This window comes from Pseudomonas kitaguniensis (assembly GCF_049199985.1).
Classification (GTDB): domain Bacteria; phylum Pseudomonadota; class Gammaproteobacteria; order Pseudomonadales; family Pseudomonadaceae; genus Aquipseudomonas; species Aquipseudomonas kitaguniensis.
In genome coordinates this window covers 33,390-59,204 of sequence record NZ_JBLZPT010000005.1, presented here as the reverse complement: position 1 = coordinate 59,204, position 25,815 = coordinate 33,390, and the positions used below count along the sequence as shown (strand labels likewise).

The 25,815-nt window shown below is 61.0% G+C and carries 22 protein-coding genes and 1 pseudogene; 16 read left to right on the top strand and 7 right to left on the bottom strand.

Annotation, left to right across the window (positions count from 1 at the left end; genetic code table 11):
* The first annotated feature begins 53 nt into the window (after positions 1-53).
* Complete coding sequence (locus ACOZK9_RS09080) at positions 54-446, top strand: fe2+ zn2+ uptake regulation protein (RefSeq protein WP_152746123.1); 393 nt, start codon at positions 54-56, stop codon at positions 444-446.
* Here the strand turns inward: ACOZK9_RS09080 and ACOZK9_RS09075 are convergent.
* Complete coding sequence (locus ACOZK9_RS09075; protein WP_152746122.1) at positions 436-630, bottom strand: hypothetical protein; 195 nt, start codon at positions 628-630, stop codon at positions 436-438. The genes ACOZK9_RS09080 and ACOZK9_RS09075 overlap by 11 nt on opposite strands.
* Before the next feature lie 185 nt (positions 631-815).
* Between ACOZK9_RS09075 and ACOZK9_RS09070 the strand changes: the two genes are divergently transcribed.
* The gene (locus tag ACOZK9_RS09070; protein ID WP_162839865.1) at positions 816-956 is read left to right on the top strand and encodes a hypothetical protein; all 141 of its coding nucleotides are present in this window, start codon (positions 816-818) and stop codon (positions 954-956) included.
* Positions 957-1,004: 48 nt separating this feature from the next.
* Here the strand turns inward: ACOZK9_RS09070 and ACOZK9_RS09065 are convergent, their stop codons facing one another.
* From ACOZK9_RS09065 to ACOZK9_RS09045, 5 genes are all read right to left on the bottom strand, one after another.
* Positions 1,005-1,775 carry an ABC transporter permease gene (locus ACOZK9_RS09065; RefSeq protein WP_152748676.1) on the bottom strand — a complete coding sequence of 257 codons (771 nt, stop codon included), beginning with the start codon at positions 1,773-1,775 and terminating at the stop codon, positions 1,005-1,007.
* On the bottom strand, positions 1,772-2,971 hold the full coding sequence (locus ACOZK9_RS09060) for an ABC transporter substrate-binding protein (RefSeq protein WP_421555656.1): 1,200 nt from the start codon (positions 2,969-2,971) through the stop codon (positions 1,772-1,774). The genes ACOZK9_RS09065 and ACOZK9_RS09060 overlap by 4 nt, the downstream gene beginning before the upstream one ends.
* Positions 2,958-3,761: an ABC transporter ATP-binding protein gene (locus ACOZK9_RS09055; protein WP_421555655.1), complete on the bottom strand. Its 804-nt coding sequence runs from the start codon at positions 3,759-3,761 to the stop codon at positions 2,958-2,960. The genes ACOZK9_RS09060 and ACOZK9_RS09055 overlap by 14 nt, the downstream gene beginning before the upstream one ends.
* On the bottom strand, positions 3,758-4,819 hold the full coding sequence (locus ACOZK9_RS09050) for an acyl-CoA dehydrogenase family protein (RefSeq protein WP_122250543.1): 1,062 nt from the start codon (positions 4,817-4,819) through the stop codon (positions 3,758-3,760). Before ACOZK9_RS09050 ends, ACOZK9_RS09055 begins: the two co-directional genes overlap by 4 nt.
* Before the next feature lie 69 nt (positions 4,820-4,888).
* The gene (locus tag ACOZK9_RS09045; RefSeq protein ID WP_421555654.1) at positions 4,889-5,449 is read right to left on the bottom strand and encodes a carboxymuconolactone decarboxylase family protein; all 561 of its coding nucleotides are present in this window, start codon (positions 5,447-5,449) and stop codon (positions 4,889-4,891) included.
* 102 nt (positions 5,450-5,551) lie between these two features.
* On the opposite strand from ACOZK9_RS09045, the gene ACOZK9_RS09040 reads away from it, so the two are divergent.
* Complete coding sequence (locus ACOZK9_RS09040; protein WP_058411135.1) at positions 5,552-6,457, top strand: AraC family transcriptional regulator; 906 nt, start codon at positions 5,552-5,554, stop codon at positions 6,455-6,457.
* Here ACOZK9_RS09040 and ACOZK9_RS09035 read toward each other — a convergent pair.
* Positions 6,448-7,920, bottom strand: coding sequence for an MFS transporter (locus ACOZK9_RS09035; protein ID WP_421555653.1), 1,473 nt, complete (start codon positions 7,918-7,920; stop codon positions 6,448-6,450). The genes ACOZK9_RS09040 and ACOZK9_RS09035 overlap by 10 nt on opposite strands.
* Before the next feature lie 210 nt (positions 7,921-8,130).
* Here ACOZK9_RS09035 and ACOZK9_RS09030 point away from each other — a divergent pair.
* The 13 genes and pseudogenes from ACOZK9_RS09030 to glgX form a co-directional block, all read left to right on the top strand.
* Positions 8,131-9,264 (top strand): annotated as a pseudogene (locus ACOZK9_RS09030) (HAMP domain-containing protein); the annotation flags it as partial.
* A 15-nt stretch (positions 9,265-9,279) separates the two neighbouring features.
* Entirely contained in the window at positions 9,280-10,125 is an 846-nt protein-coding gene (locus ACOZK9_RS09025; RefSeq protein ID WP_421555771.1) for a methyl-accepting chemotaxis protein, read from the top strand.
* Between the two features lie 78 nt (positions 10,126-10,203).
* Positions 10,204-10,656, top strand: coding sequence for an SRPBCC family protein (locus ACOZK9_RS09020; RefSeq protein ID WP_152748673.1), 453 nt, complete (start codon positions 10,204-10,206; stop codon positions 10,654-10,656).
* A gap of 338 nt (positions 10,657-10,994) precedes the next feature.
* Positions 10,995-11,444 carry a YqaA family protein gene (locus tag ACOZK9_RS09015; protein ID WP_152748672.1) on the top strand — a complete coding sequence of 150 codons (450 nt, stop codon included), beginning with the start codon at positions 10,995-10,997 and terminating at the stop codon, positions 11,442-11,444.
* Between the two features lie 98 nt (positions 11,445-11,542).
* Positions 11,543-12,556, top strand: coding sequence for an alpha/beta fold hydrolase (locus ACOZK9_RS09010; protein WP_152748671.1), 1,014 nt, complete (start codon positions 11,543-11,545; stop codon positions 12,554-12,556).
* A 103-nt stretch (positions 12,557-12,659) separates the two neighbouring features.
* The gene (locus ACOZK9_RS09005; RefSeq protein ID WP_152748670.1) at positions 12,660-13,673 is read left to right on the top strand and encodes an alpha/beta fold hydrolase; all 1,014 of its coding nucleotides are present in this window, start codon (positions 12,660-12,662) and stop codon (positions 13,671-13,673) included.
* A gap of 26 nt (positions 13,674-13,699) precedes the next feature.
* Positions 13,700-14,653 carry a D-2-hydroxyacid dehydrogenase family protein gene (locus tag ACOZK9_RS09000; RefSeq protein ID WP_421555652.1) on the top strand — a complete coding sequence of 318 codons (954 nt, stop codon included), beginning with the start codon at positions 13,700-13,702 and terminating at the stop codon, positions 14,651-14,653.
* A gap of 423 nt (positions 14,654-15,076) precedes the next feature.
* Complete coding sequence (gene glgA, locus ACOZK9_RS08995) at positions 15,077-16,633, top strand: glycogen synthase GlgA (protein WP_152746307.1); 1,557 nt, start codon at positions 15,077-15,079, stop codon at positions 16,631-16,633.
* Between the two features lie 19 nt (positions 16,634-16,652).
* The gene (gene treZ, locus ACOZK9_RS08990; RefSeq protein ID WP_421555651.1) at positions 16,653-18,398 is read left to right on the top strand and encodes a malto-oligosyltrehalose trehalohydrolase; all 1,746 of its coding nucleotides are present in this window, start codon (positions 16,653-16,655) and stop codon (positions 18,396-18,398) included.
* Positions 18,395-20,479: a 4-alpha-glucanotransferase gene (gene malQ, locus ACOZK9_RS08985; RefSeq protein ID WP_421555650.1), complete on the top strand. Its 2,085-nt coding sequence runs from the start codon at positions 18,395-18,397 to the stop codon at positions 20,477-20,479. Before treZ ends, malQ begins: the two co-directional genes overlap by 4 nt.
* On the top strand, positions 20,476-23,232 hold the full coding sequence (locus ACOZK9_RS08980) for a malto-oligosyltrehalose synthase (protein ID WP_421555649.1): 2,757 nt from the start codon (positions 20,476-20,478) through the stop codon (positions 23,230-23,232). Before malQ ends, ACOZK9_RS08980 begins: the two co-directional genes overlap by 4 nt.
* A gap of 24 nt (positions 23,233-23,256) precedes the next feature.
* Positions 23,257-23,526, top strand: coding sequence for a DUF2934 domain-containing protein (locus ACOZK9_RS08975; protein WP_058411146.1), 270 nt, complete (start codon positions 23,257-23,259; stop codon positions 23,524-23,526).
* A 132-nt stretch (positions 23,527-23,658) separates the two neighbouring features.
* A complete protein-coding gene (gene glgX, locus ACOZK9_RS08970) occupies positions 23,659-25,815 on the top strand; it encodes a glycogen debranching protein GlgX (protein WP_058411147.1) in 2,157 nt (718 codons plus the stop codon).

Sequence of the window (25,815 nt, the reverse complement as noted above, 5' to 3'; positions counted from 1 at the left end):
TACCTAAGAGCGCCATCATTTTCCTGATCAGGCTCTGATAAGGAGTTTTTCGCATGCACAACTCGCAACTGCCCACGGACGGACGTTCACCCGCTACCGATTGCACTTTCGGCAGCGCCGCACAAGCATTCGGCAAAACGCCGGAACAGCAAGGCAACCAGCGTATTCGCCAGTTGCTCAAGCGTTTCGGTTTGCGTACCAGCCTGATCCGGCTGAAGGTTATCGACGCCCTGCTCACTGCCGCCGACAACCAGCGCACGCTTGGGGTGCGCGGCGTGCACAGCCATTTGCTTGAGCTGGGCATTCCGTTGTCATTTCTTAGCGTGCGTGAGGTGCTCAAACGCCTGTGCAGCGAGGGCGTGATCACCCTCAATGCGGATAAAAGCTACAGCCTCCATGAAGAGGCTGCCAAGGTGCTCGACGGTGGCGCCGACATTACAGGTTAGGCTTGACCTTGCGGCGCATGACGCCGTTGATCACTACCACGGTCACCGCCACGGCGATGGCGATGTACTGGAACGTCTTCTCGCTGATGACCCCGGTGTTCTGCAGATAGGACAGGCCAAACATCGTCCCCAGCACTGCAAGGGAAATCAGAATCGAATATTTCAAACGCTGCTTCTGGGTCATGACGGGTTCCTGAACCGGATAAATGTATCTGTTTTGTATCGCAGGCCATGCCAAGCACATACCCGATAACGGGGATGGATGGGGGCCGGCAGGGTCGTATGTTACAGGCGATGAAAAACTTTGGCTCGCTCCACGACCAATGACCGCGCCTGATTGAACCTGTCGGTACCTTAGAGGATTTTGAAATGTTGCGTCGAATCACCCTGCTGATTCCAGTGCTGATCATGCTGAGCATGAGCGGCTGCTTCTTTTTCCCACACGGTGGCGGTGGTGGCGGCTGGCATGACCATCGCTATGAAGGCGGCCCTGGCTATGAGCACCGCTGATTAGAATGACGTCTGGCTTTCCAGGCCGGAAAGCCAGACGCTCGCGGCTTAGCCTGCATGCACCCAACGCTGGTGCAACCAGCGCGCAAACGCATCCAGCGCAAACCCCAATAGCCCGATCAGCAACACCATCGCCATCAGTTCCGAATAGGCCAGGCGGTCACGGGTGTCGAGGATGTAATAGCCGAGCCCGGCGCTGACCCCGAGCATCTCGCACGGCACCAACACGATCCACACAATGCCGATGGCCAGGCGCACGCCGGTCAACACATGCCCGACCACACCGGGGATGATTACCCGGCGCAAGGTTTCCCAACGCGTGGCACTCAAACTTTTACTCAACTGCAACCAACGCGGGTCGAGCTGACGCACGCCGGCTGCGGTGTTGAGCATAATCGGCCACACCGCGGCAAAGGCCAGCAGGAAGTAGATCGGTTGGTCGCCCACGCCCATCAACATCACCACGATGGGCATCCAGGAGAGTGGCGAAATCATCCGCAAAAATTGAAACGCCGGCGTGGTTGCCGCCTCCAGGTTGCGCCAACTGCCGACCAACAGCCCGAGTGGCACGCCCAGCAACAATGCGAAAAACAGACCGACAAAAATACGCTTCAGGCTGACCGCAATGTGCAGGTACAGCTCGCTGCGCCAGAGCAATTCCCACAAGCTGCTGAAAGTCGCGGCCAGCGAAAAGCGCGCCGATAAACCCTCGGCGTCGCCAAACACTTTCACCCCCAGCCACCACAGCACCAGCACGCTTGCGAGGCCGCTGACGCCGAGTAACCAGCCTGGGCATGCGAAGGTTTTGCCGGTATTCAAACGCCGATCTCCTCGTGCCGCTCGTAGCCATCGGGCAAGCCGAAGGTCTTCATGCCGCCCACCGCCTCAATCGCATTACGTACGAAGCGCTCGTCCACCAGGTCTTTGGCGACGAAGGCCGGGTCCAGGTCTGCGAGGAATTTTTTGTCGCCTTCGATCAAGGTGTCTTTCAAGCGCCGCACCAGTTCCTCGGTGTAGCTGGGGAATGGGTAAGGCTGGAAGTCGATGCGGTGTTCGTCCCAATGCGCATGCTGGATTGCGCCGTCGGCCAGGTACGCCGCGCGGTCGGCGGCGGCCGGGGCGAGTACTTTGCTCAGTACCGGCTGAGTGTGCGGGGTGTAACGGTTCGGGCCGTCCTTGGACAACAGCTTCACCGCCTCTTCACGATTGTCGCGGGTCCACACTTGGGCCTTGACGATGGCATTCACGACTTTCTGCGACCATTCCGGGCGATTGGTCAGGTCGTGTTCGTGCATGAACACCACGCAGCACGCATGGTTGCGCCACACATCGCCGGTAAAGCGTTGCACGCGGCCGACCTTGAAGTTTTCCGCCAGGGCGTTAAACGGCTCGGCGACGATGAAGCCGTCAATCCGTTTGCTGGCCAGGGCTGGCGGCATGTCGGAAGGCGGCAACACGATCAGGTTGACCTCGTTGGCGGCAATCGCACCGCCGGCTGCACGCGCCACGGGCGTGAGGCCGTTGTCGCGAAACAGTTGCTGCACCACCACGTTGTGGATCGAGTACCAGAACGGGATCGCCACCGACTTGCCGCCCAGTTGCTTCACCTCGGTAATGCCCGGCGACACAGTCAGGCCAGAGCCGCCGACATGGTTCCAGGCCACCACTTTGGCCGGCACCTTGCTGCCATAACGCGCCCACACGGTCATTGGCGACAGCAGGTGAATCACGTTGACCTGGCCGGAGATAAACGCCTCGATCACCTGCGCCCAACTGCGCAACAGCACCGGGCGTTCGGCCTTGATGCCTTCGGCCTCGAACAGGCCGTTGTTATGCGCAACCAGCAGCGGCGTGGCGTCGGTGATCGGCAAGTAACCGATGCGTACCGGCGCGTCCGGCTCATTGGCGGCGCGTGCTTGCAAACTGCTCAACAGCGGCAAGGCACCGGCGGCGCTGAGTACCGCCGAGAGTTTCAAAAAGTCACGGCGCGAGTGGGTCAGGTCATCCAGGCACATGGCTGGGCTCCAGCAATTCAAGGGAGTTGGGTTGAGGGCGGCTCGCCTGCCGTAAGGTTTTAAGCATCTCGATACGCAGCGCGCCAATGGCCTCGACCTGTTCTTCGCGCGGTTGCGGCAGGTCGATCTGCCATTCGCCCAACGTGCGTGCCGGGCGGTTGCCGAGTAGCAATACCCGGTCGGACAGCAGCAGCGCTTCATCAATGTCGTGGGTGATCAACACCGCCGCCGAACCTTGCTCGCGGTTGACCTTGAGCAACAGGTGCTGCATATCCGCGCGGGTCACCTCGTCCAGCGCACCGAACGGTTCATCCAACAATAAGACTTGTGGTTGCCGCGCCAGGCAGCGGGCCAACGCGGTGCGCTGAGCCATGCCGCCAGACAATTGCGCAGGAAATTGTTGACGCGCATGTTGCAAGCCGACCGCCGCAATGGCGTGGTCGACGCGGCGGCGCCGCTCTTCTGCGCTCACATTCGGCTGACGGGCGAAGTCCAGGCCAAACGCGACGTTTTTTTCAAGGTTTAGCCAAGGCAACAGGCTGGGGTCTTGAAACGCCACCGCCACGCGCGGATGGGGACCGTGCAACGGCTCGCCCAACACCCTGACGCTGCCGCCCTGCGGTGCTTGCAAGCCGGCGAGTACGCGCAACAGGCTGGACTTGCCGACGCCGCTGGGGCCAAGGATCGACACCACTTCGCCGGCCTGCAACTGCAAGTCAAACCCTTTCAGCAACGGGCCACTGGCATAGCCCAGGCAAATGTTTTCGGCGCTTAATACCGCCTGGCTCATAGCGCGGCCTGGCGATGCAACTCGGTGCGCAATTGCACCAGGCTTGGCGTGACGATGGGCACGAAGGCCGACTCACGCCAGCGCCGCGCAAAACCGCTGCCGTGCGCGGTAAGGTAAGCCTTGCCGCCACTCGCTTGCAGTTCAAGCTGCACCGCACCGGCGGCGGTTTCTGCGAGGGCAATGCGCAGTTTGAACAACGGCACCGGCTCTGCCACAAACCGTCCGGCCAACAGGCCTTTTTTCAAGTCGTTTACCAAGTGGTCGAGGGTCGCCCGCAGCGCCTCCAGCTCATCGCGCAATACCGTGCGGCTCGCGCCCAGATGGTTGGCGACTTCGGCCAGCGAACGACGCGCCAAGCCGATCGACATGCCGCACTGCAAGCCCAAAAACGCCGGGCGTACCGCAGGCAAAAATGTGCGCGCATCCTCGTGCAGCAACCAGTCCCGGCTCAATTCCACCCCTTCCAGGCCCAGCGCCGCCGTGTTGCTCGATTGCAGGCCCATCAGCTCCAGGTCACGTGAGCGTTGCAAGCCTGAAACAGAATCGGGGATCGCCAGAATAAACGGCGCACCGCCACCGGCATGTTCAATTGCCGCGGCCGCCACAAAGCCGTTTTTGCGCAGGTTGGTCACCCAGTGCAGGCGACCGTTGAGGGTCCAGCCATCGTCAGTCGGTTCGGCGCTGATTTGCAGCGCCTCGATGCCGGACAAAAACTTCATCGCATTCGACAGCCCCGTGGCGCCGGCCAGCTTGCCACTGAGCAAGTCCGGCAACAGTTGCTCACGCAGCCGCTCATTCGGGCTCTGCAACAAATACTCAATAAAAGACCGCTGGCCCCAGCACACAAACGCCGCCGCCAGCGAATGGCTGGCTACGTGGGCGATGGCTTCCACCGCACCGGTTACATCACCGCCCAGACCACCGAGCGCCTTCGGCACACCGGTGCGCAGCACGTTGGCCTCGGCCAGGCGCGGCAGTACTTCCTGGGGGTCGCAGCTGCCCACATCCAGGGCCTGCGCTTGAACATCGAGCCAGCGGCTCAAGATTGGGTCAAGCATTCATGTTTCTCCTTTTTAAAGCACAGGGCCCACTTAAAGCAGGGGGGCCAACAGCCACGCGTGCGCGCTTCAGCTTGCCGGTTTTTCCCAACGGTATTGCGCCAGTTCCGGGTTGAGCGGCGTACGCGCAAACACATTAGCGAAGTTGCACAGGGTGGCCAGGCTCACGCCCAAAATGACTTCGAGTGCCTGGCCGTCGGAGTAACCGGCGGCGCGGAATGCCTCAAAGCCTGCGTCGCTGACATCGCCCCGCGTGGCGATCACTTCGCGGGTGAACGCGGCGAGTGTCTCATAGCGGGCGTCGGGTAATTCGCCGCGTTGGCGCAGCGCCTCGATCACCGTTTCGGGCAGCTTGGCTTTGTTGCGTGCTACGGCGGTGTGGCCGGCCACGCAAAAATCGCAGCCGTGGGTGGTGGCGGCAACCAGTTGCACCACTTCACGCTCGGCCAGGCTCAGCTCAGCCTTGGCATTGATAGCCGAGACGGTGATGTAGGTTTCCAGCGCCGCCGGTGCATTGGCCAGTACGCCGAGCAGATTGGGGATGAAGCCCGAGCCTTTCAGGGCGTTCTCCAGGAAGGGTCTGGCCGCTTCAGGTGCGGTTTCAGGGGTCAGCAACGGTACACGGGACATGGAGTGGTCTCCTGATAGGTTCGTGTACTCAGTCTGTTGGTTATAAAAAAACCGCTCAATAGGCTAAAGTAGCGATTACTTGCTCTAGAGTCTTTTCGTTAGATGAATTCGTCCAGTGCACTTGTCGATTGGTTATTAGACAGCCTCGAACTCAACACGCGCTTATTCCACATCGGCCGCTATTGCGGCGACTGGCACGCGAGTACTCATGGGCTTGCCAGCGCGAGTTTTCACTTGGTTGTGCAAGGCCAGTGCTGGCTGCATTTGGACGGCGAGCCGACGCCGCAACACTTGAACAATGGCGATGCGGTGTTTCTGCTGCGCGACTTGGTGTATCGCTTGTCTGGCGAAGCAACGGCCGCTGCGGCGCAGGCATGCCCACGGCGCCCAATGCTGCCGCTGGACAGCACTGCCGGCGACGGCGTGGGGTTGGTCTGCGGCTTTTTTCACTTCCACTCCGGCCTGTCGGCGATGATCGTCGACAGCCTGCCGGCCTGGATCATCCTGCGCGCCGGCGACCCGTCACTGACCGCCGCACGCAGCTTGTTCGAACTGATCCTGCAAGAGTGCGAGCGCGCCCCGGCGCCCTCTTCCGCACTGCTCGAACGTCTGTGTCACCTGCTGTTTCTGTATGTGCTGCGCCAGCAAGTGCTCGACAATACCGAGCTTGGCGGGCTGGCGGCACTCGCCCGGCAACCGGCGTTCGCCAACCTGCTGGAGCAACTGATCGCGCGCCCAGCCGACGCCTGGAGCCTGGAAAGTATGGCGGCCTGCACCGGGCTCTCGCGCTCGGCGTTTTTCAAGCGGTTCAACGAGCTGTGCGGCCAATCGCCGGGGCACGTGCTGCTGATGATGCGCATGCGCCATGCGTGCGAGCTGTTCAAACAAGACCAGACCGTGGCGCAGGTGGCACTGGCGGCGGGTTATCAATCGGTGGCGGCGTTTACCCGGGCGTTTCACAAAGTCATCGGGCAACAACCCGGCGCCTATCGCAAGGCTCAAGCCTGACGGTGCAGCGCCTCAGGGTTATCCGCCTGCGACAGCGGTCGGGCAACCTCCTCAAGCGATTTGCGCTCGGCAGCCGTGCCCCAGCGCCATTGCACCAGCGCTGCAAACAACATCAGCCCTGCGCCGATCAAATAGCCGACCAACAACTGGCTGCGCTCACCGCTTTCGATCAGTTCACCAAACAGCGTTGGGCCGATGATGCCGCCCAGCCCCGTGCCGAATGCATAGAACAGCGCAATCGCCAGCGCACGAATTTCCAGCGGAAAGGTTTCGGCCACGGTCAGATAGGCGGAGCTCGCAGCCGCAGAGGCGAAGAAAAAGATCACCATCCAGGCGATTGCCTGTTGAGTTACATCCAGCAGCCCGCGTTGAAACAGATAACCGCTGATCGCCAGCAGGACCGCAGAAACGGCATAGGTCAGGCTGATCATCACCCGTCGCCCCACCACGTCGAACAACTTGCCCAAGAGCAGCGGCCCACAAAAATTGCCCAGCGCCAGCGGCAACACGTACCAGCCAACGCGCTCAGCAGGCACACCGTAAAAATCCGTGAGTACCAGCGCGTAGGTGAAGAAAATTGCGTTGTAGAAAAAAGCCTGCGCCGTCAGCAGGGTCAGGCCCACCAGCGAGCGCTGGCGAAACGTAACCAGCAGCGTTTTGGCGACTTCGCCAAGCGGCGTATTATCTCGAACATGCAGCCGCAATGGCCTGCCAGCGACGGCAGACAACACGTGCCCCTGGCGCTCAAGGCCGACTTCAATCTGCTCAACGATCTTTTGCGCTTCGTCCGAACGCCCGTGAATCAGCAACCAGCGCGGGCTTTCCGGCAGCCACAAGCGCATCAGCAAAATCAGCAAACCGAGTACCGCACCGATGCCGAAGCACAGGCGCCAGCCCAATTCGGCACCCACCCATTGCGGGTCGAGCAAAACAATCGAGCCGATGGCCCCCAACGCAGCGCCTAGCCGGAATGTGCCGTTGATCGTCAGATCAACCCAACCCCGGTAACGGGCTGGCGTGAACTCTTGAATAGTCGAGTTGATCGCCGCGTACTCGCCGCCGATGCCCATTCCGGTCAGCGCGCGGAACAGCATGAAGCTCCACACGCTGAACGAGAATGCCGTCGCGGCGGTAGCGCCGACGTATAGCAGCAAGGTGATGAAGAACAGCTTGCGGCGCCCGAAGCGGTCCGCCAGCCAGCCGAAGAACAGTGCGCCCAACACCGCACCGGCTATGTAGGCAGCGCCGGCCAGGCCGATGTCGCTGCGGCTGAGGTTAAGCACCGGGCTGGCCTGGAGGGCACCCGCTACCGAGCCTGCGAGGGTGACTTCCAGGCCGTCGAGCAACCAGGTAATGCCCAGCGCCATGACCAGCAAGGTATGAAAACGCCCCCACGGCAGGCGATCCAGCCGAGCAGGCAAATCAGTGTCGAACACCGCTCCAGTATTACAAGTCGTGTTCATCTGCGGGCTCCCCACGGCTGACGCTGGTGTCTGGTTTGAGAGTCGTTGAAATCGTCCGAGTTCAGTTGCCAGGAACACGGGGCACCGCGTTACCTCGACCGCCATAAACTTTGCACCCTCGTACCTAAAGCTCCGCCTTGCCAAGCCGATACCCCGACGAAGCTCTAACAAAGCCGCGCCAATAATAAACGCTTCGTAAGGACGATACCCATGCCCCCATTGCGCTCCATCCAAACCCGCTACACCGTGTTTCTGGTGCTATTCGTCTTGGTGTTATTTGTGTTGACCGTCGTGGGCATCGGCCAGTTGGTCGCGCCCAAGCTGCGACAGACCGAAGAACAGGTCGTGCTCAACCGCATCAACGAAGTGGCCGTACAAATCCAGGGCGAACTGAACAAGGTTCAGTCCCAGCAACGCAGCATCACCCAAACCATCCCGCTGCTCGACAGCGATGCCATCGACAAGGTGCTGCCTGGCCTGGTGGATCAGTACGGCGAGCTTAAAGTCTTTGGCGGTGGCATCTGGCCGCTGCCTAACCAGCGAACACCGGGGCGTAACAAGCACAGCACTTTCTGGCACCGCGATGCGTCGGGCAAGCTCGCCGTGAACACCTTCTGGAACAGTGACGCCGCACCTAATTACTACGACCAGAGTTGGTATAAAGGTGGTCTCGCCGCACCGCGCGGCCAGTGCGCCTGGGCGGCCGCCTACAAAGATGACGCCAGCCAGGAGCCACGCACCAACTGCGCCATGGCGATCCAGCGCGACGGCGCGGCTTATGGCATCGCCACCATCGACGTGACCCTGGGTTTTTTCAATGACCTGGTGGCCAGCAAGGAAAAAGACATCGGCGGGCAGATGCTGATCGTTGAGGCTGACGGCAAAATCATCAGCAACAGCACGCGCATCAGCGGCCCGGTGGTGTTGAAGAACATCAGCGAACTGGCCGGTTCTTCAGCCTTTGCCGCGCAGGTCAGCAAGGCGCTGGGCCAACGCGACCAAACGCTGCAACGCACCGAGTTCGACAACCAGGGCGTGGCCAGCACCTTCTATATGCGCCCGATTGAGGGCACGCCATGGTTGCTCGCCACCGCCCTGCCCACGTCGTTGATCACCGCCCAGCGCGATGACGTGCTCGGCAGCCTCAGCCTGATCCAGATTCCCATGGTGTTGCTGCTGGTGCTGTTGCAGGTCTACGCGATTCGCCAACTGGTGCAGCGCATGAAGTCGCTGAAGACCAATATCGACGCGCTGTCGGCCGGCGACGCCGACCTGACGCGGCGCATCACCATTCGTGCTGAAGACGAACTGGGCGCGATTGGGCACTCGGTGAATCACTTTATCGTGTACCTGCAAAACATGATCAGCGAAGTGACGCTGGCCACCGGCGCGATGTCGTCGGGCCTTGAGCAGTTGCAACAGACCTCGGCCCACACCAACCAGATTTTGGTGCGGCACGCCTCAGAGACCGATCAGACGGTCACCGCCATCACCGAAATGAGTTCCACCGCCGACACCGTCGCGCACAACGCCGCCGAAACCGCGTCGTTTACCCAGCGCGCGAATGAGCACGCCGACCGCTCGCGGGTGGTGGTGGGTGAAGCGTCCAACAGCGTCAGCGCCTTGATCGGCGAAGTGGCCAGCGCCACCCACACCGTTGAAAACATGCGCCAGGACGCCGCGCGCATCACCGAAACCCTCGGTGTGATCGGCGCGATTGCCGGGCAAACCAACTTGTTGGCACTGAACGCCGCGATCGAAGCGGCGCGGGCGGGCGAGCAAGGCCGTGGTTTTGCGGTGGTCGCCGACGAAGTGCGCGCGCTGGCTGCGCGCACCCAAGCCAGCACCTCGCAGATCAACGAGATGCTCGCGCGCCTGACCACCGGCGTGAGTTCGTCGGTGGCGGCCATGGAAAACACCCAAGCCAGTTGCCAATCGGCGGCGGATGCCACGGCACGGGTTAATACCGGCCTGGATGAAATGGCGGGCTCGGTCAGCCATATCAACAACCTCAGCACGCAGATCGCCACAGCCGCCGAGCAGCAAAGTGCGGTGACCGAGGAGATCAACCGCAGCATGGTGCAAATCCGACATATGGTCGACGAGCTGGTGCAAAGCGGCCACACCACCCAAACCAACACGCAAAGCCTGTTGGACGCGAACGGCCGCGTGATTGCCCTGATGAGTCGTTTCAAGGTGCGCTGATAAGTGGCTGTGGCACTTCCGTGCAATGCGCGGGAGTGGGACTATTCTGAAAGTTCCGAGCCACACAGGAGGTGGGTCATGCACGCTGTCGAGCATTCAAGCCGCTTGGAGCGGATCAGCCAGGAGCGCTTTATCGAAGCGCCCTTGGAGGTTGTTTATGACTATGTGAGCCAGCCTGATCGTTGGCACGAGTGGCACCCTACGGCGCTGAGTGCCGACACCGGCACCGGCGGGTCATTGCAGGCCGGTACACGTTTTAACGGGGTTATCGACTTGCTCGGTGTGCGTGTACCCATGAGTTATCGCGTGCAGGTGGCGTGTCGGCCTAGTGAATTCAAGAGCGTGTTTACTTCGTTGGTGGTGGATGGGTCGGTGCACTACTTTTTGCAAGCGCATCGCGGTGGCACGTTGTTTAAACGTGTATTGACGTATGAGACCGAGTTGCAACTTGCAACGCTTCATCAGCGCATGCTTGAGCTGTCCAATGTGGCGCTGGACCAGCTTAAGAAGCGGCTGGAAACGGGTCTTTAGAGTCGGTACACCGAGCCAAAATTGTGGGAGCGGGCTTGCTCGCGATGCAGGCACCTCGGACTATCAGTCACACTGAGTTGACTGCATCGCGAGCAAGCCCGCTCCCACACATGAAGTTTTGGACCCTTTCAAAAGTGACTCGCCATCAGTAACAACGCCAAAACTGAGACCCACAAAAGCGCGTAGATGCCTGTGCTACGATGCGGCCGTCACCATCCCCCCCTGCCTGATCGCGAGCCCCCATGAAAACCCCGTTGCGACTAGCCCTGCTGTTTGCCTTGCTCACCCCTGCCCTTGCGCTGATCGCCATGCCGGGCATGCACCCGGCGCATTGATTGATGCTCGCCGGTTACCTGGGGCTGTTTTTCGCCGCCTTCGGCGCCGCCACGTTGTTGCCGATGCAATCGGAAGCGGTGCTGGTGGGCTTGTTGATCAGCGGGCATTACAGCCTGTGGGCGTTGCTCGCAATCGCCACCGTCGGCAACGTGCTGGGCTCGGTGGTCAATTGGTGGCTGGGGCGCTCGGTTGAGCGCTTTAAAACGCGGCGCTGGTTTCCGGTCAGCCCCCGACACCTGGAAAAGGCCAGCCGCCACTACCAACGCTGGGGGCATTGGTCGCTGTTGCTCAGTTGGGTGCCGATTATCGGCGACCCGCTGACACTGGTGGCGGGCGTCATGCGCGAGCCGTTCTGGCGCTTCCTGCTCTTGGTCAGCGTTGCAAAAGGCGCCCGATACGCGGTGCTGGCGCTGTTGACGCTGGGCCAGCTCCCCCACGCCCTGCAGGAATAATCCTTGTTTTCGCCGAGTTCGGCGCGCGCTTCATTCGCTTAATCCTCGATTAATGCCTGGCCCGAAGACTCCGATTTTTCCCTGCAGAGCCCCGCCCCATGCAAGCCACATGCACGCGCTTTCTCACCCCTTTATTACTCGCAGCGGCCATCACCGGCTGCGCTACCGCCAAAGAAACCACCTACGGCCCGCAGTTACAGGGCTTCCAATACCCGTATCCGCTTGAGCAGTTCAAATTCTCGTCACAAGGCCAAGCGTTGCAAATGGGTTATATGGATGTGAAACCCAAGGGCACGCCGAATGGACGCAGTATCGTGCTGATGCACGGCAAAAATTTTTGCGGCGCCACCTGGGCAGGCTCGATCAAGGCCCTGAGCGACGCCGGTTACCGCGTGGTGGTGCCTGACCAAATCGGCTTCTGTACCTCCAGCAAGCCCGAAAGCTACCAGTACAGCTTCCAGCAACTGGCAATCAACACCCAGCAATTGGTGGAAAAACTCGGGATTAAAAAGGCCACGCTGCTGGGGCATTCCACCGGCGGCATGCTCGCCACCCGCTACGCCTTGATGTATCCGGCGCAGACCGAACAACTGGCGATGGTCAACCCCGTTGGTTTGGAAGACTGGAAAGCCATGGGCGTTCCTTACCGCACGGTCGACCAGTGGGCGCAAGCCGATAGCCAATTGACCTACCAAAGCGTGCGCGACTATCAACAAGCCAACTACTACCTTGGACGCTGGGAACCTGCGCACGATCGTTGGGTAGACATGCTGGTAGGGCTGCACAACGGGCCAGGCCGGAAGGAAGTCGTGCGCAACTCGGCGTTGATCTGGGACATGATATTCACCCAGCCGGTGTACTACGAGTTCAAGGACTTGAAAATGTCCACCCTGCTGCTTATTGGCACCTCCGACACCATCGCGCTTAACAGCGACCTGGCGTCACCGCAAGTCAGGGCGAAAATCGGCAATTACGCAGAACTCGGCAAGCACGTGGCCAAGCTGATTCCCAACGCAACCCTGGTGGAATTCGCCAACCGGGGCCACTCGCCACAGCTCGAAGACCCTGACCAGTTCCACACGGCGTTGCTGCAAGGCTTGAAAGCCCTCTAGCCCGGTGAGTTACGGGGTGCCAGTGGCGTGACTGCGCCGCCCCGTTAATCCTCACTTAATCGTTGCGCCACAGCATCCGGTCACTGCCTCCGGAGACTGACTCATGCCCCTGATCCGTTCACTGTGCGCCGCCAGCCTGCTGCTCGGCAGTGCCCTTCCCGCCTTCGCTGCCACCGAAAGCCCGGCCTACGGCCCTGAACTGCAAGGCTTTGAATACCCCTATCCGGTTGAGCACTTCAACTTCCAGTCGCAGGGCAAATCCCTGCAAATGGGTTACATGGACGTACCGGCCAAAGCCCCTGCCAACGGCCGCAGCGTGGTGCTGATGCACGGCAAAAACTTCTGCGGCGCGACCTGGGATCAATCGATAAAAGCCTTGAGCGACGCGGGTTACAGGGTGATCGCAGCCGACCAGATCGGCTTTTGCACCTCCAGCAAGCCGGACCATTACCAGTACAGCTTCCAGCAACTGGCGATTAACACCCACCAGTTGCTGGATAAACTCGGCATTCAAAAAGCCACCCTCGTCGGCCACTCTACCGGCGGCATGCTCGCCACCCGTTACGCGCTGCTGTACCCGGCGCAAACCGAGCAACTGGCGCTGGTCAACCCGATAGGCCTGGAAGACTGGAAAGCCTTGGGCGTGCCGTACCTCAGTGTCGACCAATGGTATGAACGCGAGCTGAAAGTGAGCGCCGACGGCATCCGCAAGTACGAACTGAATACTTACTACGTCGGACGCTGGAAGCCCGAGTATGAGCGCTGGGTCGACATGCTCGCGGGCCTGAATAAAGGCCCGGGGCATACTCAGGTCGCCTGGAACTCGGCGTTGATTTACGACATGATCTTCACCCAGCCGGTGTACTACGAGTTCAAGGACTTGCAAATGCCGACCCTGCTGCTGATCGGCACCGCCGATACCACCGCCATTGGCCGTGATGTGGCGCCGCCCGAGGTCAAGGCCAAGCTGGGTAATTATGCGGTGTTGGGCAAGCAAGTGGCCAAGCTGATCCCGCACGCTACGCTGGTGGAGTTCCCGGGCATGGGGCACGCGCCACAGATGGAAGATCCGGCCCAGTTTCATAAAGCGTTGTTGCAGGGTTTAAACGCCCTTTAAGTCAACTTTTATCGAGGCACTCGTGAATGTCGTTACAGATCGCAGTCATTGATGATTGGCAGAAGGTCGCCAGTGGCGTGGTGGACTGGTCGGCGCTGGCGTCGGTTGGCCAAGTGCATTTCCTGCACGATTACCCGGCGGACACGGCGTCAATGATCGAGCGTTTGCAGGCATTCACGGTTATTTGCCTGATGCGCGAACGCACCCTCTTCGACACAGCGCTGTTGCAGGGCTTGCCCAACCTCAAGCTGTTGGTGACCGGCGGCATGCGCAATGCCGCCATCGACATGACGGCCGCCAAGGCGCTGGGCATTCAGGTGTGCGGCACCGACAGTTACAAGCAGGCGGCGCCGGAACTGACCTGGGCGTTAATCATGGCATCCACGCGCAATTTGCTCGCCGAAGCCAACTCCCTGCGTGCCGGCAACTGGCAGGTTGGGCTGGGTGGCGACCTGTACGGCAAAACTCTGGGGGTGCTCGGCTTGGGCAGTATTGGCCAGAAGGTCGCGCAGTTCGCGCAGGTATTCGGCATGCGCGTGGTGGCCTGGAGCGAAAACCTCACGCCCGAACGTGCCGCCGCGTCGGGTGTGACTTGGGTCAGCAAGCGCGAGTTGTTCGAGCAGGCGGATATTCTAAGCGTGCACTTGGTACTCAGCGATCGCAGCCGTGGTTTGGTGGATGCCCAAGCGTTGAGCTGGATGAAGCCGACTGCGCGCTTGGTCAATACTGCGCGCGGGCCGATTGTGGATGAGCAGGCGTTGGTTCAGGCACTCGAAAACGGACGCCTGGCCGGGGCTGCGCTGGACGTGTATAGCGAAGAGCCACTGCCGGCAGATCATCCGTTTCGGCGCTTGCCCAACGTGTTGGCCACCCCGCACGTGGGGTATGTCAGCGAACAGAATTACCGGCAGTTCTACCAGCAAATGATCGAAGATATTCAGGCATGGGCCAACGGTATGCCCATGCGCGTGCTTGGCTGATGCACCCATTCAGTGCATATGCACCACCTGCTGGCGGTTGCATCGCCCCGCTTTGAGTACTTTGCCGGCAAGCCCGGCTGCAGATTTTAAATTTGCATATGGTTACAAGTTTATTGTCCTACAAACCCCGGCAAAAACCCTACAGGTGCTGAGATCTGTCCTAGACTCATGAACCATGGGTCCGTTCCAAAACAAAAACCCCGCAAAAAATCTAAACTTTCCAACTCTGCCATAGGTCCAGTTTTAAGGGAGGCGAGCACGCGCGTTTAGCGAAATGCCCGTCCATCCAATCTATTTCTGCTTGCCGTGCAACTGGCATAAGCCTTGCCAGATCTGTACAGCGCTTGCGCGCCTGGCCGCAGGATGCGGTCATCGGAGCTAGTGGCAGCGGGCCATTAGCCCACCAAAACGTGGGAGAGCATTATGATCAGTGCCGCAGTAGATACTCAGGGAGAGCGTTTTAGTCAGCCGGTAGGGGGGCCTACGTCATTGGCCGACCTGCCCAACACTGTGCGGCCGATCGTGAGTCAGAATCCTAATCGCAAGAAAGTGCTGTTTGTTACCTCCGAATTCGCCGATCTGGTGAAAACCGGTGGCTTGGGCGACGTCTCCGCTGCCCTGCCCCGCGCCATGGCTCACCTGCACGATGTGCGGGTGCTGATCCCTGGCTATCCGCAGGTGATGGAAAGCGACAACCCGATTCATATCATCGGCGAGTTGGGCGGCCATGCCGCACTGCCGCCATGCAAGATCGGGCGCATGGACCTCAAGGACGGCCTGGTTATCTATGTGCTGATCTGCCCTGAGCTCTACGAGCGCGAAGGCACTCCTTATGGTGCCAACAACGGCCGCGACTGGCCGGACAATCATATTCGCTTCGCCCGCCTGGGCCTTGCCGCCGCCGACATGGCCGCCAACCTCGCCCAGATCCACTGGTGCCCGGACCTGGTGCACGCGCATGACTGGCCTGCTGGCCTGGCACCTGCTTATATGCACTGGCGTGGCTCACGCACTCCCACGCTGTTCACCATTCATAACCTCGCCTATCAGGGTGTGGTGAGTTTGGCGTCGACCCCTGAGCTGGGCATCCCGCCGCATGCCTTGCAACAAGAAGGTATGGAGTTCTACGGCAAGATGTCGTTCCTCAAGGCCGGCATGGCGTACTCCAGCCACATCACCACCGTGAGCGCGACCTATGCGCAGGAAATCACCACGCCGGAATTCGGCTGCGGCCTTGATGGCTTTTTGGCCAGCAAGACCCAGCAAGGCCTGCTCAGTGGCATTCCCAACGGTATCGATGAAAGTTGGGAAACGTCTACCGACACGCACCTGACCCATAACTTCAATATCGGTGACTGGGAAGGCAAAGCCGTTAACGCCGCGCACGTTCGCGAGCTGTTCGGCCTGCATGACTCCAGCGGCCCTTTGTTTGCTGTGGTCTCGCGCCTGGTGTATCAAAAAGGCCTGGACCTGACTGAAGCCGTGGCCAGTTTTATTGTCGAGAACGGCGGCCAGATCGCCATTATCGGCCGTGGCGAACCGGAAGAAGAACACGCCATGCGTGAACTGGCGCTGCGGTTTCCCGGCCAGGTTGGCGTACGCATTGGCTTCAATGAGACCGATGCGCGGCGCATGTTCGCCGGCAGCGACTTCCTGCTGATGCCATCGCGCTATGAGCCTTGCGGCTTGAGCCAAATGTACGCGCAACGCTTCGGTTCGTTACCGATAGCGCGCAACACCGGGGGCCTGGCCGACACCATCGAGAATGGCGTGACCGGGTTCCTGTTCAATGAATCCACGGTGCAAAGCTACGAAGAAGCGCTGAGCCGCGCCTTCAGGGTGTTCGCCAACACCGGCCTGCTCAACGCCATGCGCTGCCGCGCCATGACCCAGCCTTTCAACTGGAGCCAAGCGGTGGAACCCTACGCTGAACTGTACGAACAGCTTGTGGCTAAAGCACTGGGGAAATCGGCTAAATAATCAAGGGAGGTCTTCATAGATGCCGTTACGGACTTTGGAAACCTGGCCCCACGGCGCAATCATGCTGGACGCGCAACACACGCGTTTTGCCTTGTGGGCGCCAGACGCGTTTTATGTCAGCGTTGAATTGGAAAACGGCAAGTCGATCGCCATGCTGCCTCAGGCAGATGGCTGGTTCGAGACCGAAATACAGTGCCCGGCGGGCACTCTTTACCGCTACAACATCGACGGCGAAATGGACGTTCCCGACCCGGCCTCCAGGGCTCAGGCTGCGGACGTGCACGGTTGGAGCGTCGTCGTCGACCCCCTCGCCTACCAATGGCGACACAGCAACTGGCAAGGCCGCCCTTGGCACGAAGCGGTGATTTACGAGGTGCATGTCGGCGCGCTGGGCGGCTACGCAGGCGTTGAACAGCACCTGCCACGCCTGGCCGAATTGGGCGTTACCGCGATTGAATTGATGCCGTTGGCGCAATTCCCCGGTGAACGTAATTGGGGTTACGACGGTGTTCTGCCCTACGCGCCCCAAGCCTCCTACGGCACCCCCGAACAGCTCAAGCAATTGGTCGACAGTGCCCATGAACACGGCCTGGCGGTGATTCTTGACGTGGTCTACAACCACTTCGGCCCCGACGGCAATTACCTCGGCCAATACGCCAAAGGCTTCTTTCAAGAAGACGTGCACACGCCATGGGGCGCGGGCATTGATTTTGATCGGCGCGAAGTGCGCGACTTCTTCCTCGATAACGCGCTGATGTGGCTGCTGGAATACCGCTTCGACGGCTTGCGCCTGGACGCGGTGCACGCCATCGACAACCCCGGCTTTTTAGAGGAGCTGGCACAGCGCGTGCGCCAGCAAACAGATACCGGGCGCCATGTGTGGCTGGTGCTGGAAAACGAATTCAACCAGGCCAGCCTGCTTGAGCACTCGTTTGATGCGCAGTGGAATGACGACGGCCACAACGCCTTGCACGTGTTGTTGACTGGCGAAACCGACGCCTACTACAGCGATTTTGCCAAAGACACCACCGCCAAACTGGCGCGCTGCCTGAGCGAAGGTTTTATCTATCAGGGCCACACCACTCGCCATGGCCATACGCGCGGCGAGCCCAGCGGGCACTTGCCGCCGAGCGCGTTCGTGCTGTTTTTGCAGAACCATGACCAGATCGGCAATCGTGCCTTTGGCGAGCGCCTGCACCAACTCTGCTCGCCGCAGGCGCTGAAAGCTGCGACCGCCTTGTTACTGCTGTCGCCGATGATTCCGTTGATGTTCATGGGCGATGAAGTCAACGCCAGCGAACCGTTCCTGTTTTTCACCGACCACCATGGTGAACTGGCCGAGGCCGTGCGCGAAGGCCGACGCAGCGAGTTTGCGGACTTTGCGGCGTTCCAGGACCCGGAGCGGCGTGAGCGCATTCCTGATCCAAACGCCTTGACCACGTTTCTGCAGTCGGCGCCCACGCTGACCGAGAACGAACACGCCCAGTTTTATCGCCACCTGCTGAGCCTGCGTCACCAGCACATCGTGCCGCACTTGCCGGGCACTGTGGCGTTGGGTGCGCAGGTGCTGGCAGACGGCGCCGTCACTGCACGCTGGCGCCTGGGCAACGGCAGCGTATTGCAGATTGACCTTAACTTGAGCGCAACGCCGCTCAGTCACCCCGTGCCGCAACACCTGCTATTCGAAACGCCTGCCACGGGTGGCGCGCAACTCGCGCCGTTCAGTGCACGCGTGGCCTTATTCCCTGTTGGAGAGCACTCTTGAGCGAAGCGAACCTGGAAATACTCGCCAGTCGCGCGGGCCTGGCCGTCGATTGGATCGACGCAAACGGCCGCCCGCAACATGTAAAACCCGAGGCTCTGCGCGCCGTGCTCAAAGGCCTCGGCCACCCGGCGGATACCGATGCCGAAATCGACGCCAGCTTGCTGGAAATGGAGCAGGCGCAACAAGACAAACACCTTCCGCCACTGATGACCGTCGACAGCGGCGAAGGCCTTGACCTGGCGCGCTACTTCGAACCCGACACGCTGTGCCGGGTCAATTTGGAAGGGGGCGAAAGCCTCGAATTACGCCTCGACGGCGACGCTGTGCTGCCAGGCGTCATCGCCCTTGGCTACCATGAGGTACACATTGCCGAGCAGACCTTTACCCTCGCCGTCGCGCCCACCCATTGCTACAGCGTGGGCGAAGCGGCTGACAGCCAACCTGCGCGGGCGTGGGGGTTAAGTGCTCAACTGTACGCGCTGCGCCGCTTGGGCGATGGCGGGTTCGGCGACACCCTGGCGCTGGAACATCTGGTGCGTGCCGCCGCCGAGCGCGGTGCCGACGCCCTGGCTATCAGCCCGATGCACGCGATGTTCAGCGCCGATACCTCGCGCTACAGCCCGTATTCGCCCTCCAGCCGGCTGTTTCTAAACAGCTTGTACGCGTCACCTGCGTGCATCCTCGGTGAGCGCGAAGTGCGCAACGCGATCGAAACCCTCGGCTTGACCGAAGAGCTGCACAGCCTTGAACAACACAGCCTGATCGACTGGCCCGCCGCCGCCAACGCCAAGCAACGCCTGTTGCGCGCGCTGTATGAAGACTTCCGCCATGGCCAGCACCCGCAACAGGCCGACTTCCTGAGCTTCCGCCAGGCCGGTGGCGAAGCGCTGGAAAACCATTGCCGCTTCGAAGCGGTACAAGCCGTTCGCGCCGCCGCCGGTGAAGACCTCGATTGGCGCCTTTGGCCAGAGGCTTGGCGCCACCCGCAGAGCCCGGCACTGGCAGAGTTCGCCGAGAACAATCGTGAAGACATCGGCTACTTCGCCTTCTGCCAATGGCTGATTGCGCGTTGCCTGGAGCGCGCGCAACAAGCTGCGCGGGGCAGCGGCATGGGCGTCGGACTGATCGCCGACCTGGCCGTGGGCGCCGACGGCGGTGGCAGCCAGGCCTGGAGCCGGCAAGATGAGTTGCTCGCGAACCTGACTGTCGGCGCGCCGCCCGACATTCTCAACCGCGCGGGCCAGGGCTGGGGCATCTCGGCGTTTTCGCCTGAGGGCCTCAAGCGCAACGGCTTTCGCGCGTTTATCGAAATGCTGCGCGCCAACTTCGCCCACGCCGGCGGCTTGCGCATCGACCATGTGATGGGCCTGCAGCGCCTGTGGGTGATCCCCATGGACGCCTCGCCGCGTGAAGGCGCCTACCTGTATTACCCAGTGGACGACATGTTGCGGCTGTTGGCGCTGGAATCGCATCGCCACCAAGCCATCGTGCTCGGTGAAGACCTCGGCACCGTGCCCGATGGCCTGCGCGAAAAACTCAGCGGCCGCTCGATTCTGGGCATGCGCGTGTTGCTCTTCGAACAAGGCCACGATGGCCAGTTCACGCCGATCCTCGACTGGCCGGACAATGCCCTGGCGACCACCAGCACGCACGACTTGCCAACCCTCAATGGCTGGTGGCACAGCCGCGACATCGAGTGGAATATCCAACTCGGCCTGATCGATGCGCCCACCGTGGAGCAATGGAGCGAACACCGCTTGCGCGAGCGTCAGGCGCTGCGCCAGGCCTTGAGCGAAGACCCACAGAACTTCGTCGATGAAATCCGCAACGACACCGACCACGTGATCGATGCCAGCGTGCGCTACCTGGGCCACACCCGTGCACCGCTGGTATTGCTGCCGCTGGAAGATGCGCTGGGCGTTGAAGAACAAGCCAACCTGCCCGGCACCACCGACACCCACCCTAACTGGCGCCGCCGCCTGCCGGGCGAGGCTGCCAGCCTGCTCGACAATGCCGGCGCCGCTCGCCGCCTCGAACTGTTGGCCGTCGCGCGCAACCAAGCCTATGAGCGTGACCGATGAAAGCACTGCCCCTGCGCGCTACCCAGCGCCTGCAATTTCACAAAGGTTTCACCCTGGATGACGCGGTGCCGTTGGTGCCGTACTTTGCCCAACTGGGCATCAGCCACGTGTATGCCTCACCACTGCTCAGCGCCCGCGCAGGCTCCATGCACGGCTACGACGTGGTCGACCCGACCAGCGTCAACCCCGAACTGGGCGGCGAACCTGCGCTGCGCCGCTTGGTGGCGGCGCTGCGTGAACACAACATGGGGCTGATCCTCGATATTGTCTCCAACCATATGGCGGTCGGCGGCGCGGATAACCCGTGGTGGCTGGACCTGCTGGAATGGGGCCGCTTAAGCCTCTACAGCGAGTTCTTCGACATTCAATGGCATTCGCCCGACCCGTTGCTCAAGGGCCAACTGCTGATGCCGTTCCTCGGCAGCGATTATGGCGAAGCCTTGCAAAGCGGCACGTTAGTGCTGCACTTCGACGCTGCGCACGGGGCGTTTTACGTCGAGCATTACGAACACCGCTTCCCGATCTGCCCGCGTGATTACGCCTCTATTCTGGGCAGTGATGACTTGCTCAAACCGTTGGCTGAGCGCTTCAGCGCCCTCGCCTACCAGGACGACGCTTATCACGAAGCGGCGTGGCTCAAGCAGGCCTTGGCCGAACGCGCCACCGAAGCCGAGGTGCTGCGCGCCATTGAACAGCGCTTGGCTGAGTTTGACGCGCGCCAAGCCGACGGTTTCACGCGCCTGCACGCGCTGCTTGAGCAACAGGCCTACCGCCTGGCGAGCTGGCGCACGGCGGCGGACGACATTAACTGGCGGCGCTTTTTCGACGTGAATGAACTAGGCGGCTTGCGCGTAGAGCGCAGCGCCGTATTTGAAGCCACTCACGGCAAGATTTTCGAACTGATCAGCCAGGGCCTGATAGATGGTCTGCGTATCGACCACATCGACGGGCTCGCCGACCCACGCGGTTATTGCCGCAAGTTGCGCCGTCGCGTCGATTCACTCTCACCAGAACGGCATTTGCCGATCTTCGTTGAAAAAATCCTCGGCGAAGGCGAAACCCTGCGTGAAGACTGGCAGGTGGACGGCACCACCGGTTACGAGTTCATGAATCAGCTGTCGCTGCTGCAACACCATCCCGATGGCTTTGAGCCGCTGGCCGAACTGTGGACCCGCCACAGCGAGCGGCCTTCGGCGTTTATCGAAGAGGCGTGGCTGGCACGCCAGCAGATCCTCAACGGTTCGCTGGCCGGGGACTTCGAAAGCGTGGCCCAAGCCCTGTTGCAAGTGGCCCGCGATGACGTGATGACCCGCGACCTGACGCTGGGCGCGATACGTCGCGCCTTGCAGGAACTGATCGTGCACTTTCCGGTGTACCGCACCTACATCAGCGCCTTGGGCCGCAGCGAGCGCGACGATGTGTTTTTCCTGCAGGCCCTGGCCGGTGCCCGCAGCACCTTGAGCGAAGGCGACTGGCCAGTGCTCGACCACCTGGAAAAATGGCTGGGCGGCCAGCCGTGGCGCAATCGCCCGGTGGGCCGTGAACGCAAGATGCTCAAGCATGCGTGTGTGCGCTTCCAGCAACTGACCTCGCCGGCAGCCGCCAAGGCCGTGGAAGACACCGCGTTTTACCGCTCGGCCGTGCTGCTGTCGCGCAACGACGTAGGCTTCAGCACCGAGCAATTCAGTGCGCCTGTGGAGGCGTTTCACGCCGTCAACCAACAGCGCCTGGAGACGTTTCCTGACAACCTGCTGGCCACCGCCACCCACGACCACAAACGCGGCGAAGACACCCGCGCACGCCTGGCCGTGCTCAGCGAATGCGCGCCGTGGTACGCCGTACAGGTTGAAGACTGGCGCAGGCTGGCCGCGCCGTTGCGCAACGACGCCAGCACCCCCTCGGCAGGCGATGAGTTGATCCTTTACCAAGTGCTGCTGGGTAGCTGGCCGCTGGACCAGGGCGATGATTTTGACGGCTATCAACAGCGGCTGTGGCAGTGGCAACAAAAAGCCCTGCGCGAAGCCAAGTTGCAGAGCAGTTGGAGCGCGCCCAATGAGGCGTATGAACAAGGCGTCGAAGCCTTCCTGTCACGCGTGTTGCTCAGCGATGAGGGGCAACCGCTGCGCAGCGCCATCAACAACGCCGCGCAGGCCATCGCGCCTGCGGGCGCTGTTAACGGGCTGGCGCAATCCTTGCTTCGCCTCACGGTGCCGGGTGTGCCGGATTTGTACCAGGGCGATGAGTTCTGGGACTTCAGCTTGGTCGACCCGGACAACCGTCGCCCGGTGGATTTCAACGCGCGGCAACAGGCGTTGGATACGCCACCGGAGGTGGGTGAGCTGTTGTTCAACTGGCGTGACGGGCGAGTCAAACAAGCGCTGATTGCCCAAGTGCTGGCCTTGCGCAAGGCCCAGCCCGAGCTGTTCCAGCGTGGCAGCTACACGCCACTTGAAGTGGTCGGCCAACACGCCGAACACGTGGTCGCTTTCTGCCGCGAGCACCAGGGCACACGCGTGCTGGTGGTGGTGCCACGCTGGTCACATGAGCTGCTTGAAAACGGGGTGCACCCTCAGATCAATGCGCAGGTTTGGGGCGATACCCGGGTGAAATTACCGTTCGCCGCCACAACACAAAACTGGAAGGGACTTTTTCACACAGGCGCAGTCACACCAGAGAAGGAGCTGTTGATCAGCGCTGCGCTGGGGGATTTCCCGGTCAATGTCTTTATCAATCCTGATGATCAAAAAAGCTGAACATTTTCTGCGAGGAGCATTTTGATGAGTACTGAAGACAAACGCGTTCGCGAATTAGCGCATCAGATCTGGGAATCTGAAGGCAAGCCCCACGGTGAAGATGCACGTCACTGGGAAATGGCGCGCAAGCTGGCAGAAGCCGAAGCGCTTACGCCGAGTAAACCCAAGGCAGCCGCCAAGCCGAAAACCGCGCCCAAACCTGCGGCAAAGGCCAAGCCGCCCGCGCCTGGCGCGAGTAAACCGGTGCCCCCCGCCGCTAAAAAACCAGCAGCTCCAAAAAAGCCCAAGCCTTAACACTCGCAACCTTTTTACCGCCTCCTTCCGCGGTTGTCGGCAGGAGGCCATTCCACTACCCATTGCGTCAGCTGAAAGATCGTCGGCACGGTCCCGTTCGGCCCGAATAAATACCTCTGCAGGAGCAATTTGATGAGCAAACCAGAAAAAAGCCAAACGACGCCGGAAAACGAGCCGTCGCGGATTCGTGAAGGTTTGCCCTTCCCGCTTGGCGCCACTTGGGATGGCCTTGGCGTTAACTTTGCGCTGTTCTCAGCCAACGCGACCAAGGTTGAGCTGTGCCTGTTCGACGACACCGGCGAAGTTGAGCTGGAGCGTATCGAACTGCCCGAATACACCGATGAAACCTTCCATGGCTACCTGCCCGACGCCCACCCCGGGCTGATCTACGGCTACCGCGTGTACGGTGCGTATGACCCGGCCAACGGCCATCGCTTCAACCACAATAAATTGCTCATCGACCCCTACGCCAAGCAGTTGGTCGGCGAGCTCAAGTGGTCTGAAGCGCTGTTTGGCTACACCATCGGACACCCCGATGATGACCTCAGTTTTGACGAACGCGACAGCGCGCCCTTCGTGCCCAAGTGCAAGGTCATCGACCCGGCGCACACCTGGGGCAACGATCAGCCGGTGCGCGTGCCGTGGGATCGCACGATCATTTACGAAACCCACTTGCGCGGCATCAGCATGCGCCACCCTTCGGTGGGCGAATCGGTGCGTGGCACCTGCGCCGGCTTGATGGAAGCAGACGTGCTCAAGCACATCCGCCAGTTGGGCATTTCGTCTGTCGAACTGTTGCCGGTGCATGCGTTCGTCAATGACCAGCACTTGCTCGAAAAAGGCATGACCAACTACTGGGGCTATAACAGCATCGCGTTTTTTGCCCCCGACCCGCGCTATTTGGCGAGTGGCAAGATCGCCGAATTCAAGGAGATGGTTGCGCACCTGCACGACGCCAAGCTGGAAGTGATTTTGGACGTGGTCTACAACCACACGGCCGAAGGCAACGAGCGCGGCCCTACCCTGTCGATGCGCGGTATCGACAACGCCTCGTACTACCGCTTGATGCCCGACGACAAGCGCTTTTACATCAACGATTCCGGCACCGGCAACACCCTCGACCTGAGCCACCCGTGCGTGCTGCAAATGGTCACCGACTCGCTGCGTTACTGGGCCACGGAAATGCACGTGGACGGCTTCCGCTTCGACTTGGCAACCATCCTTGGCCGCTACCGCGAAGGCTTCGATGAGCGTCACAGTTTCCTCGTCGCCTGCCGCCAAGACCCGGTGCTGCGCCAGCTTAAATTGATCGCCGAGCCGTGGGACTGCGGCCCTGGTGGTTACCAAGTGGGTAACTTTCCGCCGGGTTGGGTGGAATGGAACGACCGTTTCCGCGACACCGTGCGCGCCTTCTGGAAAGGCGACGACGGCCAACTCGCAGACTTTGCCGCGCGCATGACGGCTTCCGGCGAAATGTTCAACCACCGTGGCCGCAGGCCTTACAGCTCGGTGAACTTCATCACCGCCCACGACGGTTTCACCCTGCACGACCTGGTGTCGTACAACGACAAGCACAACGAAGCCAACGACGAGAACAACCAGGACGGCAGCAACAACAACCTGTCGTGGAACCACGGCGTCGAAGGCCCGACCGACGACCCGGAAATCAACGCGCTGCGCCTGCGTCAGATGCGCAACTTCTTCGCCACCCTGCTGCTGGCCCAAGGCACGCCGATGCTGGTGGCCGGTGACGAGTTCGCGCGCACCCAGCACGGTAATAACAACGCGTATTGCCAGGACAGTGAGATTGGTTGGGTCAACTGGGAACTCGACGACGACGGCAAGGCGTTGCTCAAATTTGTAAAACGCCTGATCAAGCTGCGCATGGCTTACCCGATTCTGCGCCGCGGTCGGTTCCTGGTAGGGGATTACAACGAAGACATCGGCGTAAAAGACGTTACTTGGCTGGCGCCGAGTGGCGATGAGATGAGCACCGAACAATGGGAAGACAGCCACGGCCGCTGCCTGGGCATGCTGATGGATGGTCGCGCGCAGGAAACCGGTATTCGTCGAGCGGGCGGTGACGCCACCTTGTTGCTGGTGGTGAACGCACACCACGACATGGTCAATTTCCGCCTGCCGCCAGTGCCCGAGGGTGAGTTCTGGACCTGCATGCTCGACACCAACGACCCGGCCGTGCTGGGCCAGGAACGCTTCGAGTTCGAGCACGAGTACGCTGTCACCGGCCGCTCACTGCTGTTGTTTGAACTGCAGCGCGACGAGGTGTGA